Consider the following 13,133-nt stretch of genomic DNA (forward strand, 5'->3'; position numbering starts at 1 on the left):
ATGGACCAGGCTTTTTTTGAACAACTGCATGCCTGGCTGCCGCTGGGCAGCTGGATCAATACGACCGTCAGTTTTCTGATGGAACACAATGGCGGCCTGTTCGACAACGCCGGCCAGGTGATCGAACAGCTGTCGATCGCGGCGGAAAAGCTGCTGCAACTGCTGCCGGCCTGGCTGATGATCGGACTGGTTGCCGCGCTGGCCTGGCGCCGCCTGTCATGGCGTTTCGCCGTGTTCACAACATTGGCGTTGCTGCTGATCGCCGTGCTCGGCTACTGGCCGCAGACCATGGTGACACTGGGACTGACCTTGTCGGCCACCCTGATCAGCCTGGTATTAGGCGTGCCGCTGGGCATACTGGCCGCGCGGCACCGCCACCTGCATGCGCTGCTGCGGCCGGCGCTGGACTTCATGCAAACCATGCCTGCGTTCGTTTATCTGATTCCGGCCGTGATGCTGTTCGGCCTGGGCCGCGTGCCCGGCATTATCGCCACCGTGATTTTCGCCATGCCGCCGGCGGTGCGCCTGACCACCCTGGGTATCTTGCAGGTAGATAAGGAACAACTGGAAGCGGGCCAGGCCTTCGGAGCCAGCCGCTGGCAATTGCTGTTCAAGGTGCAACTGCCCTTGGCCTTGCCGGCGCTGATGGGCGGCATCAATCAAACCATCATGATGGCGCTGTCGATGGTGATCGTCACCTCGATGGTGGGCGCCGGCGGCCTGGGCGGCGAAGTGCTGAGCAGCATCCAGCAACTGGACGTGGGCCTGGGCTTTGAAAGCGGGCTGTGCGTGGTGCTGCTGGCGATTATTCTGGACCGCATCACCCAGAGTTTTGGACAGCACGAATCGCCGCGCTGACCCAATGAAAACCCAGGCGTTCCTGTTCCATGCGCAGGCGCTCGCCCAGCACATCGTCCCGCAGCAGTTGAAATAATGCCTGCTCGTCCGGCGTCAACCGGCCCAGGCTGCCGGTATAACGTTTGTGCGTCTCTTCACTGCCCCACAACACGCGGTGCGCTTCCAGGGTCGCCAGATCCATCAGCATGGAGCGCGCTTGCGGCAACAAGCCGCGCAGGCGGTCGAGAATCGCAAAGCCATGCGTATCGATATCGCCCCAGTAGATGATCTGCCTGTCATCGAGCCAGCGCACATCGGCCAGGCGCTCGATACCGTAACCGCCGCCAAAGATCACCATGCTGTCCGGCACCTCCGGAAACGCCAGGCCGTTGATTTCGTTCTCGGTAATGAACACTCGTTTGACCGTGGCGTGCAAGGCGGCAAACTGCGCCACCGGCACGCTCAGGTCGGACAGGCCACCGATATGGTGGCGGGCGTCGAGCAAACGAAAACGGATCAGTGCCGGCTTGGCCAGCAAGCCATAACGCGCTTCAAATTGACGCGCGCCAACGGCGTCTGCATTGACGGCTTCGGGCGGCAGCAACTGGTCCAGCAGTTCCGCCAGCAAGGCCTTGCGCGTTTCAATGAACTTGCCATCCACGCCGGCAATATCGAGTTCGCGCAGATACATCCCCGGTCGTGGATGGGCGACAAACCATTGCAGGATCGCCAGGATGCGTGACCATGCGCCCGCCTGTTCCAGCACCGTCATCGAACGGCGCTGCAGCCAGCCGGCCAGCGCTGGAAACAGCTGCAGGGTGATGGCGGCAAGCTGCTCGAAACGCCGCTTGTCCGCCGCCTTGCCGATCAGTTTCAAGGCATCCGTTTCGTCGGCCACCACCACTTGCACCGGCACCCGGTTGCGCCCCAGCTGGCGATGATTGATCTCCCGCCACTCGATCACATAACCATAGCCCTTGTGGCTTTTGCTGCCGTCCTCCAGTTGCCGTATCCAGCGCCGCACGGCGTCGAACTGCTCGCCCATCATCGCGGCGCCGGGCTGGCGTACAGGCAGCGTCATGGGAAACAGCGGTATTGCCGTGACATGCGCGGCCAGCCAGCTGCCGCTGTTCCACAGGCGCAACAAGTGCGCCTGGATGGCGGCCGGCGTGGTCCATTTGCTGCTCATGTCACTCATGCGCTGCGCGCCTCGCGCTCGGCCTGGTACTGCTCGATGCTCAGGCAACGCAACATCGATTGCCGGCCCTCTTCGCTGTGCACGAAACCCAGGCCGGCGACATAGGGTTCGATGATATGGATTTTCTGCAAGGGTGTGACGATCAGCAATTGCAGATTCATGCGCTTGAACAGTTCCAGTCCATAGCGCGCGGATTCATCCGAACCGCGGCCGAACGCTTCGTCGATCACGACAAAACGGAAGGAGCGCGAGCGCACCACGCCCCATTCGAGGCCGAACTGGTAGGCCAGGCTGGCAGCCAGCACGGTATAAGCCAGCTTTTCTTTCTGGCCGCCGGACTTGCCACCGGCATCGGTGTAATGCTCATGTTCGCGGTCATCTTCACGCCAGCGCTCGGACGCCGAAAAGACAAACCAGTTGCGCACGTCGGTCACCTTGCGCGTCCAGCGCTTGTCCACTTCGGCGCTGCCGCTGCGGCCACGGAAACGCTCGATGATGGTTTTCACTTGCAGGAATTTGGCTTCCGAATATTCTTCGTCGCTCGACCCGGTCAGCGCGCCTTCGGTGCAGGCACGCAAATCGGCCTGGAAATCGCGCAAGTCGGCGTCCAGGTTGGGCTCGGCTTCCAGCGCGATATAGCGGTTGGGGTTGTAATCGATATCGTGCAGCGAGCGGTTGATGATATCGATGCGTTCGCGGATGGTTTCCCGCTCGCGCTTGAGCTGCGACTGGAAGCCGGCAATTTCGCGGATCGTGTTTTCATTGAGCAGCTCCTTGAAGCGCTGCGCAAAGCGCGGCAAATCATCGGCCTGCAGCGCCGCCAGCATCTTGCCGAATTCACTGGCGGCATTGATGCTGACATCGACTTCACGCGTATCGAGCGGCCAGGCCGTCACGTAATCGCTCATGGCACTGATGATACGGTCGCGCAAGCCGGCGATTTTCTTGCTGTCAGCATCGATACGCGCCTGCAGGAAACCGCGCATGTCTTTTTCACGGTTATCGCACGACTCCACCGTCAGCTTGTGTTCGGCCAGGGCTTCCGCCTGCAACTGCCGCAGCAGAGGAAAATACAGCGCACGCGCAGGCGCCGGCGTGGCGTCCAGCAACCGTGCGCAGTCGGCCAGCTGGCGCCGCGCCAAGTCCTGGCGTTCGCTGAACCTGGCATGCTCGGAGGTGTGACGGCTGAGGTCCTCGTCCGTGCCGGCTTGCGCTTGCGTCAGCGCCTCAAGCTGGCCCTGCAGCTCTTGCAGCAGATCGGACGCCGCTTCCAGTGCCTCTTTTTCACGCAGCAATTGTTCGATCGCCAGCAGCAGCGGCTTCCAGTCCAGTTCGCCGAAATGCTGGAACACCGCCAGTTGCTGCCAGTGACCCAGGCGGTCCTGATGCGTTTTGACATCAATCCCCAGTGCACTGATGCGCGCACGATGGGCGGTGATGCGCAATGACAAGTCACGCGCCTGCTTTTCCAGCGCCGCGATCTTGGCCTGGTTGGTCCAGCCCAGCACATAACGGGTGCGGTCTTGCAACGAATGACGGTCATCCTTTTCATGGCGCTCGCCGCCCGCCTTGATCTGGCCGTTGCGCGTGATGGCCAGTTTTTCGCGCTGGAATTGCTGCAGCGAGTCACAGCAGGCATAGTCGAAACGCCGCGCCAGTTCACTGGCGATCCAGGGATAAAATGCGGAATCGGGCTTGATCGACAGCTTGCGCACCAGCGAATCCGGATGCAGCGGACGCGCTTCCGGCAGATTGAGCGCGCGCACCCGAAAATACACCAGGCGGGCGCCAAGATGGCTGCGGTCAACCCACGCCGCCACCGCCGCATAATGGGCTTCCGGCACCAGCAGCGCCAGACCGAAATTGTGCAGCAGGCGTTCGGCCGCGCCCTCCCACTCGCCGGCATCGTCGCGTACCTGGATCAGCTCGCCAACAAAAGGCAGCTCGTCACCATCGAGATCGAGCGCGCCACACAGCAAGTCGCGCAGTTTCAGCATCTGGCCCGGAATATTCGAGCGGCGCTGGCGCAACGATGCGAGCTCCGCCGATATCTCGCCATGACTGGCACCCAGTTCGCGCACCATGACGCCCGCCTCGGTCAGGCTGTTCTGGCACTCGTCGCGCTGCGCCACGCATTGCACCTGGCCACTGTCGATGGCACGCAGATTGGCGCGAAAACCTTCGTCATCGGCCGCACCCGGCAAGCCCAGCGCTTGCGCCAGTTGCTCGTAGAGCGCCGCGCGCCGCGCGCGCTCATCCTTCAGCGTTTGCTGGCGAGCAATCTCGGCGTCGATCTGCGCCAGGCGATTGCCGCCGTTGGCGGAAATGGCTTCGCGGATGGCATCGCGGCGCAGGCCTTGCTCGATACGCAGCTGTTGCAGCCGCTGCAGGCGCGCGGCCGTTTTTTCCAGCTCCAGCGCCAGTTGTTCCAGGCGGCTTTCCAGCAGCTCACTTTTCAAGGCGGCAAACCACGGCCGCAGCGCTTCGCGGCAACCGCGCAATTGCTCATCCTGCTGCTGCAAGCCGGCATGGCGCGCGCAATCGGCAGTCAGCGGCAGCAATTGCTCGATCTGCTGTTTCGCCTTCAGTACCGCTTCGTGCGCGCGATGCAGATCATCGAAATGGGCGATCAGGGCGGCGATGCGCTCTTCGACGGGAAACGCTTCGAGCATATGCTCGCGCACGAAGTCGGTCAGGTTGCCGACCGATTTCATCGATACCGTCTGGTGAAACAACTCCATCGCCTGTTCATTGCCGATGCCGAAACGGCGGCGGAAATCGGAGCCATACGGTGGAAAGCTGTCGTGCAGGGTGACGCCCTTGCTGGCGCGCAGGCGCTTGCGCAACTGGTTGATATCGGTGCCGAAGCCGGCGAACTGGTCCGCGATCGACAAGGCACTGTCCGCCACCACATAAAAGCGCTCGGGCTGGCCGCGCGCATCCTTGAGCCAGAAGACCTGCGCCAGGGTCACTGTCTGATCGTAGCCCTCGTTATAAAACACGCCAAGGATCACGGCATAGGTATTCTGGTCGCGCAAGGCGACCGCGCGCGCCGTGCTGCCCGTGTCGCCGCGTTCCGATTTGTAATGGCCCAGCACATAGGTGCGCAGGCTGCGCTCATGCGCATCGGCGCCAGCGGCCTTGTTGTAGGAAATCTTTTGCGCGGGCACCAGCAAGGTGGTGATCGCGTCGACCAGCGTCGACTTGCCCGAACCGATGTCACCGGTCAGCAGCAGATTGTCGCCGCCCGGATGCAGCTTCCACACGCGCGCATGGAAGGTGCCCCAATTCAAGACTTCGAAGTGATGCAGGCGAAAGCCGGCGCGCTCCAGGCTCGCCGGGTTGGCGACATCAAGCTGGGGCGTTACACCGTCCTCATGGTCACGCGCCGTCATCCCGCATCCTCCGACAGTCCCACGCCATGGCTGGCGTAATCGTTCAGGCGTTGCTCGAAATCGCTGAGCCATTGAGCATCGACAAAAGCCTTCAAAATGCGCCGCACCTCGAATTGCTGATCCTGGCCACGCAAACGATACAGGAAGCCCAGTTCGACCACCTTGTTCAAATGCGTCTCCATGCGGTCGAGCAAACGCGCTTCATTGGCGGTATCGGGGAGGAAAAGACGCAATTGTTCGGTGATCTGCTCACGGCTGACGATCAAGCGCGTGTCGCCGGCATTGCTGTCGAACTCCGCCAGCTTTTTACGCAACAGCACCAGGATCAAACTGACCGGATAACTGAGCTGGCGGCGCGGCACCAGGCGCGGCAGGGCAACCTCCCCCTCCGGCGTGGCGCGCTGGCGCAGATAGGCATAGCCCTCGGCTTCATCGAGTATCAGTTCCAGGCCGATGTGCTGGCAATAGTCACGCACGCGCGCTTGCAACAGCAACAGCGGCTGCCACAAGGCGACATCGTTTTCCTGGTACAACACGCCTTGCATCAAGGCGATCAGGATCTGGCTGTAATGGGTTTCGCTGGAAGAATTCATCATGCGCTGAAAATAAGGAGAGGCACCGTGGCAATGCGCGCACGACCTTGGGCATCGGTCCAGTGTATCGTTTCTTCTTGCGTATCGTCGATCACGCTGGGCAATTCCTGCGTCGCCAGGCTCAGATAAGTCGCCAGTTCCGCCAGGCCTTGCTCGAGCGGATACTCGGCGATCAGTGCGGCGAGCGACACTTGCTTGCGCTCCTGCAGCGCACGCCGTATATGCGACGCCAGTTTCAGGCGATCGACGTAGACCTGCTCGAACAAGGCATCCGACGGCACCGGTTCGGCCGCTTCATCGAGTACGCCCTGCAAGATGACGGGTTTGAACGGCGGCGCAAACAAGGTGCGGTCCATCGGCGCCAGCACATTCGGCGCCGCGGCGTCGATATCGATAAAGGCCGCATGCTCGACCACCGCGCGCGCATCGAGCGCCTTTTTTTCTATATCGCGTATCAACTGCATGATGCGGCGATTTTCCAGCCAGGCCTGGTCGTCGAGATAGCGCCGCAGCTGTTCGGACAAACGCGCCACCGTGCGCTGCGTCACTTCGCCCGCCTCCAGCCAGTCGTAATGAATCCGCAGCAAACGGCCATCGGGCGCCAGTTCGCGTACCGGATCGAGCGCCATGACCGCATTCAACAGCGCCGTCAATTCATCCTGGCGCGATGGCGACATCAACAGGTCCCAGAAGGCGCGAAAACTTTTACCCTCATCGGAATCGGCGATCACATCGCGCTTGCCGAAAATCTCCTGCAGCAATTCACCCTTGCTGCCCTCCCAGGTAGCAATACGTTCACGTACCGAGCGGTCCAGGCTGCGAAAATTATGCTCGACGGCGCGAAAGTCGGACAACAGCTCGCGCGCCGTCGACGACATTTGCAGGAAGCGTTCGCGTATCTGGGTCGGCTCCATCATGTCGAGCCGGCCCTGGGCGATTTGGGCGATTTCCGCATCGATGGCCGCCTTGCGTTTTTGCAGCTCGGCGATACGGGTACGGGGATTCAATTCCGTGCCATCGATAATCTGCCGCAGCAAATCGAATACCGTCATCAGGCGCGATTCGGTACCGATGAATTGGCGCTGCCCCAGGCCGAGCAGCCATGCGATCGCCTGTTCGGTCGGCGACGTCAGATCGTAATGTGGCTCATCCTGGCCACTCGGATAATATTTACGCAGCCAGCCCCGTTCGTCGGAAGCCCAGTCGTCCAGATATGCCGTCGCGCTTTTCGGAAACAACACCTCGCCAGCCAGTTCATGCAGATGATACAGATGGTCGTCCAGATGCGACGCCAGTTGCTGGCGTGCGATGGTACGGATATTGGGCGCAATAAAATGACGATGCAGGAAACTGGCGATCATCGGTGCATGATCGGCGGCAAGGAGGCGCCACGCCGGATGGCTGCGCCGCTGGGCTGAGAGCTGTTGATAATCCATCGGCATGCGTTTCGTGGTGTATGGAGCACTGTAGCACCGAACGATATGCATGTTGATGCTAAAACCACCAGACGAAAAAAAACCCCGACCATTTCTGGCGGGGTTTTTCTCTACTGCGTATAACAAGCCTGACGATAACCTACTTTCACACTGGTTGCAGCACTATCATCGGCGCAAAGTTGTTTCACGGTCCTGTTCGGGATGGGAAGGGGTGGGACCAACTTGCTATGGTCATCAGGCATAACTTGTACCGGCATTTGTCCTCAGTGGAGCGACAACGCCATGAATCTGGAAGAAGCAAAGATTGGGGTAATGACTGGTCATATCAACATACACGCAACGTTGTACCGTCTTATCCTCTGCACCTGCTAAGGTTATAGGGACAAGCCGTACGGGCAATTAGTACTGGTTAGCTTAATGCATTACTGCACTTCCACACCCAGCCTATCAACGTCCTGGTCTCGAACGACCCTTCAAAGAGCTCAAGGCTCTGGGAAATCTCATCTCAAGGCAAGTTTCCCGCTTAGATGCTTTCAGCGGTTATCTCTTCCGAACTTAGCTACCCGGCAATGCCACTGGCGTGACAACCGGTACACCAGAGGTTCGTCCACTCCGGTCCTCTCGTACTAGGAGCAGCCCCCTTCAAATTTCCAACGCCCACGGCAGATAGGGACCAAACTGTCTCACGACGTTTTAAACCCAGCTCACGTACCACTTTAAATGGCGAACAGCCATACCCTTGGGACCGGCTACAGCCCCAGGATGTGATGAGCCGACATCGAGGTGCCAAACTCCCCCGTCGATATGAACTCTTGGGAGGAATCAGCCTGTTATCCCCAGAGTACCTTTTATCCGTTGAGCGATGGCCCTTCCATACAGAACCACCGGATCACTATGTCCTACTTTCGTACCTGCTCGACTTGTCAGTCTCGCAGTTAAGCACGCTTATGCCATTGCACTATCAACACGATGTCCGACCGTATCTAGCGTACCTTCGAACTCCTCCGTTACACTTTAGGAGGAGACCGCCCCAGTCAAACTGCCTACCATGCACTGTCCCCGATCCGGATTACGGACCAAGGTTAGAACCTCAAACAAACCAGGGTGGTATTTCAAGGTTGGCTCCACGAGAACTAGCGTCCCCGCTTCAAAGCCTCCCACCTATCCTACACAGATTGGTTCAAAGTCCAATGCAAAGCTACAGTAAAGGTTCATGGGGTCTTTCCGTCTAGCCGCGGGTAGATTGCATCATCACAAACATTTCAACTTCGCTGAGTCTCGGGAGGAGACAGTGTGGCCATCGTTACGCCATTCGTGCAGGTCGGAACTTACCCGACAAGGAATTTCGCTACCTTAGGACCGTTATAGTTACGGCCGCCGTTTACTGGGACTTCAATCAAGAGCTTGCACCCCATCATTTAATCTTCCAGCACCGGGCAGGCGTCACACCCTATACGTCCACTTTCGTGTTTGCAGAGTGCTGTGTTTTTATTAAACAGTCGCAGCCACCAGTTTATTGCAACCCTTTCACCCTCATGGAGTAAACCAATCAAGCTACCGGGGCGTACCTTTTCCCGAAGTTACGGTACCAATTTGCCGAGTTCCTTCTCCCGAGTTCTCTCAAGCGCCTTAGAATACTCATCTCGCCCACCTGTGTCGGTTTGCGGTACGGTCTCGTATGACTGAAGCTTAGAGGCTTTTCTTGGAACCACTTCCGATTGCTTCGTGAACAAGTTCACTCGTCCCATCCCCTTGAATCCTGCGCCCGGATTTGCCTAAGCGCCTTCTATGAGACAGAAACTGACTATTCCAACAGTCAGACAACCTTCCGCGATCCGTCCCCCCATCGCATCATACGACGGTGCAGGAATATTAACCTGCTTCCCATCAGCTACGCATCTCTGCCTCGCCTTAGGGGCCGACTCACCCTGCTCCGATGAACGTTGAACAGGAAACCTTGGGCTTACGGCGTGGAGGCTTTTCACCCCCATTATCGCTACTCATGTCAGCATTCGCACTTCTGATACCTCCAGCATCCTTTACAAGACACCTTCGCAGGCTTACAGAACGCTCTCCTACCATATATATCTGTGATAAATCACAGAACAATATCCGCAGCTTCGGTGACTGGCTTAGCCCCGTTACATCTTCCGCGCAGGACGACTCGATCAGTGAGCTATTACGCTTTCTTTAAATGATGGCTGCTTCTAAGCCAACATCCTGACTGTTTTAGCCTTCCCACTTCGTTTTCCACTTAGCCAATCTTTGGGACCTTAGCTGGCGGTCTGGGTTGTTTCCCTCTTGACGCCGGACGTTAGCACCCGACGTCTGTCTCCCAAGCTCGCACTCATCGGTATTCGGAGTTTGCAATGGGTTGGTAAGTCGCAATGACCCCCTAGCCATAACAGTGCTCTACCCCCGATGGTGATACTTGAGGCACTACCTAAATAGTTTTCGGAGAGAACCAGCTATTTCCAAGTTTGTTTAGCCTTTCACCCCTACCCACAGCTCATCCCCTAATTTTTCAACATTAGTGGGTTCGGACCTCCAGGGCGTGTTACCGCACCTTCATCCTGGCCATGAGTAGATCACTTGGTTTCGGGTCTACACCCAGCGACTGATCGCCCTATTCGGACTCGATTTCTCTACGGCTTCCCTATCTGGTTAACCTTGCCACTGAATGTAAGTCGCTGACCCATTATACAAAAGGTACGCAGTCACGGAACAAGTCCGCTCCTACTGTTTGTATGCACACGGTTTCAGGATCTATTTCACTCCCCTTCCGGGGTTCTTTTCGCCTTTCCCTCACGGTACTGGTTCACTATCGGTCGATTACGAGTATTTAGCCTTGGAGGATGGTCCCCCCATATTCAGACAGGATGTCACGTGTCCCGCCCTACTTGTCGTACGCTTAGTATCACCGGTCCGATTTCACATACGGGGCTATCACCCACTATGGCTCCACTTTCCAGAGGATTCTGTTATCGGTCCGACTATCACGTACAGGCTCTTCCCATTTCGCTCGCCGCTACTTTGGGAATCTCGGTTGATTTCTTTTCCTGCAGCTACTTAGATGTTTCAGTTCGCCGCGTTCGCCTTGCATGCCTATGTATTCAGCATGCAATACCCTAAAAGGGTGGGTTGCCCCATTCGGAAATCTGCGGATCAAAGTGTGTTTGCTCACTCCCCGCAGCTTATCGCAAGCTACTACGTCCTTCATCGCCTGTAATCGCCAAGGCATCCACCATGTGCACTTATTCGCTTGTCCCTATAACGTTAGCCTCTGACTACTAGGTAATCAAAGAGCGCTACAGGGATAAGAAAGTACAACGTTGTTGCTTGTTTGTTGATACATACAATCATTACCCATCAAGTCGCCTCATGCATTCCTGCACGCATAGACTTGATCAATAAATAATCTTTACTTCTTCCAGATTGTTAAAGAACGAAACAGCAATGATCGCTAAAAGATCAAACCTAAACCCACTGGCTTACGTTTGCACTTTCAAAGTCTTGGTGGAGGATGACGGGATCGAACCGACGACCCCCTGCTTGCAAAGCAGGTGCTCTCCCAGCTGAGCTAATCCCCCTGAGATTTACTAATTAGCTGGTAGGGCTGGTTGGACTCGAACCAACGACCCCCGCGTTATCAACACGGTGCTCTAACCAGCTGAGCTACAGCCCCAACGCGGTGCTACAAAACGACTACTGTTTCTTCTTCAGCTAACAGTCGATAAGTGTGAACATTTGATGGTGAAGCATTGCTGCCTCGTGCAAACTCTAGAAAGGAGGTGATCCAGCCGCACCTTCCGATACGGCTACCTTGTTACGACTTCACCCCAGTCACGAATCCTACCGTGGTAAGCGCCCTCCTTGCGGTTAAGCTACCTACTTCTGGTAAAACCCGCTCCCATGGTGTGACGGGCGGTGTGTACAAGACCCGGGAACGTATTCACCGCGACATGCTGATCCGCGATTACTAGCGATTCCAACTTCATGCAGTCGAGTTGCAGACTACAATCCGGACTACGATACACTTTCTGCGATTAGCTCCCCCTCGCGGGTTGGCGGCGCTCTGTATGTACCATTGTATGACGTGTGAAGCCCTACCCATAAGGGCCATGAGGACTTGACGTCATCCCCACCTTCCTCCGGTTTGTCACCGGCAGTCTCATTAGAGTGCCCTTTCGTAGCAACTAATGACAAGGGTTGCGCTCGTTGCGGGACTTAACCCAACATCTCACGACACGAGCTGACGACAGCCATGCAGCACCTGTGTACTGGTTCTCTTTCGAGCACTCCCTGATCTCTCAAGGATTCCAGCCATGTCAAGGGTAGGTAAGGTTTTTCGCGTTGCATCGAATTAATCCACATCATCCACCGCTTGTGCGGGTCCCCGTCAATTCCTTTGAGTTTTAATCTTGCGACCGTACTCCCCAGGCGGTCTACTTCACGCGTTAGCTGCGTTACCAAGTCAATTAAGACCCGACAACTAGTAGACATCGTTTAGGGCGTGGACTACCAGGGTATCTAATCCTGTTTGCTCCCCACGCTTTCGTGCATGAGCGTCAATCTTGACCCAGGGGGCTGCCTTCGCCATCGGTGTTCCTCCACATATCTACGCATTTCACTGCTACACGTGGAATTCTACCCCCCTCTGCCAGATTCTAGCCTTGCAGTCTCCAATGCAATTCCCAGGTTGAGCCCGGGGATTTCACATCAGACTTACAAAACCGCCTGCGCACGCTTTACGCCCAGTAATTCCGATTAACGCTTGCACCCTACGTATTACCGCGGCTGCTGGCACGTAGTTAGCCGGTGCTTATTCTTCAGGTACCGTCATTAGCAGAAGATATTAGCTTCCACCGTTTCTTCCCTGACAAAAGAGCTTTACAACCCGAAGGCCTTCTTCACTCACGCGGCATTGCTGGATCAGGCTTGCGCCCATTGTCCAAAATTCCCCACTGCTGCCTCCCGTAGGAGTCTGGACCGTGTCTCAGTTCCAGTGTGGCTGGTCGTCCTCTCAGACCAGCTACTGATCGATGCCTTGGTAGGCTTTTACCCTACCAACTAGCTAATCAGATATCGGCCGCTCCACGAGCATGAGGTCTTGCGATCCCCCACTTTCATCCGTAGATCGTATGCGGTATTAGCGTAACTTTCGCTACGTTATCCCCCACTCCAGGGTACGTTCCGATATATTACTCACCCGTTCGCCACTCGCCACCAGAGCAAGCTCCGTGCTGCCGTTCGACTTGCATGTGTAAGGCATGCCGCCAGCGTTCAATCTGAGCCAGGATCAAACTCTTCAGTTTAATCTCTGTTACTTTGCCCTGTTACAGGCACCATCATTGCTGATGGGTCGCTCACTCAAAAAACTGACAGGCTACTTCCGAAGAAGTATCCTATTTCATTATTTCTTGTGAACATTTGATATTTTAAGTTTTACAGCAATCCGAAGATCACTGCTGCACTTCATCAAATGCCCACACTTATCGACTGTTAATTGTTAAAGAACGGTATTCGGTACTGCGTTTCGCGCTATCGACAAAGCGTTGTGTTTGTCAGCTGCGAAGAAGGAAGAGTATGAAGCGTTTCGGCCATTTCGTCAACCTTCTTTTTCTCTCGCTTCACTGTGCGACACGCTGTTTTGTGTGCATCGTTTTGCGAGGAG

At 56.8% G+C, this 13,133-nt stretch carries 5 protein-coding genes, 2 tRNA genes and 3 rRNA genes; 1 reads left to right on the plus strand and 9 read right to left on the minus strand.

The annotated features are described in order from the left end of the window. Positions 1-858 carry an ABC transporter permease gene (locus tag Q8L25_RS00730; RefSeq protein ID WP_374694221.1) on the plus strand — a complete coding sequence of 286 codons (858 nt, stop codon included), beginning with the start codon at positions 1-3 and terminating at the stop codon, positions 856-858. Here Q8L25_RS00730 and Q8L25_RS00735 read toward each other — a convergent pair. From Q8L25_RS00735 to Q8L25_RS00775, 9 genes are all read right to left on the minus strand, one after another. Continuing rightward, complete coding sequence (locus Q8L25_RS00735; protein ID WP_308923097.1) at positions 821-2,035, minus strand: Wadjet anti-phage system protein JetD domain-containing protein; 1,215 nt, start codon at positions 2,033-2,035, stop codon at positions 821-823. The genes Q8L25_RS00730 and Q8L25_RS00735 overlap by 38 nt on opposite strands. Further along, entirely contained in the window at positions 2,032-5,430 is a 3,399-nt protein-coding gene (locus Q8L25_RS00740) for an SbcC/MukB-like Walker B domain-containing protein (protein WP_308923098.1), read from the minus strand. Before Q8L25_RS00740 ends, Q8L25_RS00735 begins: the two co-directional genes overlap by 4 nt. Beyond that, a complete protein-coding gene (locus Q8L25_RS00745) occupies positions 5,427-6,023 on the minus strand; it encodes a DUF4194 domain-containing protein (RefSeq protein ID WP_374694280.1) in 597 nt (198 codons plus the stop codon). The genes Q8L25_RS00740 and Q8L25_RS00745 overlap by 4 nt, the downstream gene beginning before the upstream one ends. Continuing rightward, positions 6,023-7,459: a DUF3375 domain-containing protein gene (locus Q8L25_RS00750; RefSeq protein WP_308923100.1), complete on the minus strand. Its 1,437-nt coding sequence runs from the start codon at positions 7,457-7,459 to the stop codon at positions 6,023-6,025. The genes Q8L25_RS00745 and Q8L25_RS00750 overlap by 1 nt, the downstream gene beginning before the upstream one ends. A 126-nt stretch (positions 7,460-7,585) precedes the next feature. Continuing rightward, a 5S ribosomal RNA gene (gene rrf, locus Q8L25_RS00755) occupies positions 7,586-7,698 on the minus strand. Positions 7,699-7,837: 139 nt separating this feature from the next. Further along, positions 7,838-10,727, minus strand: a 23S ribosomal RNA gene (locus Q8L25_RS00760). Between the two features lie 246 nt (positions 10,728-10,973). Next, positions 10,974-11,049: transfer RNA gene (locus Q8L25_RS00765), tRNA-Ala, on the minus strand. An 18-nt stretch (positions 11,050-11,067) separates the two neighbouring features. Continuing rightward, a tRNA-Ile gene (locus Q8L25_RS00770) sits at positions 11,068-11,144 on the minus strand. Positions 11,145-11,243: 99 nt separating this feature from the next. After that, positions 11,244-12,774 (minus strand): 16S ribosomal RNA (locus Q8L25_RS00775). Together the 16S, 23S and 5S rRNA genes with 2 tRNA genes alongside form the textbook arrangement of a ribosomal RNA operon. Positions 12,775-13,133: the final 359 nt, after the last annotated feature.

The sequence above is a fragment of the Janthinobacterium sp. J1-1 genome (genome assembly GCF_030944405.1).
In the GTDB taxonomy this organism is placed as follows: Bacteria; Pseudomonadota; Gammaproteobacteria; order Burkholderiales; family Burkholderiaceae_D; genus Janthinobacterium.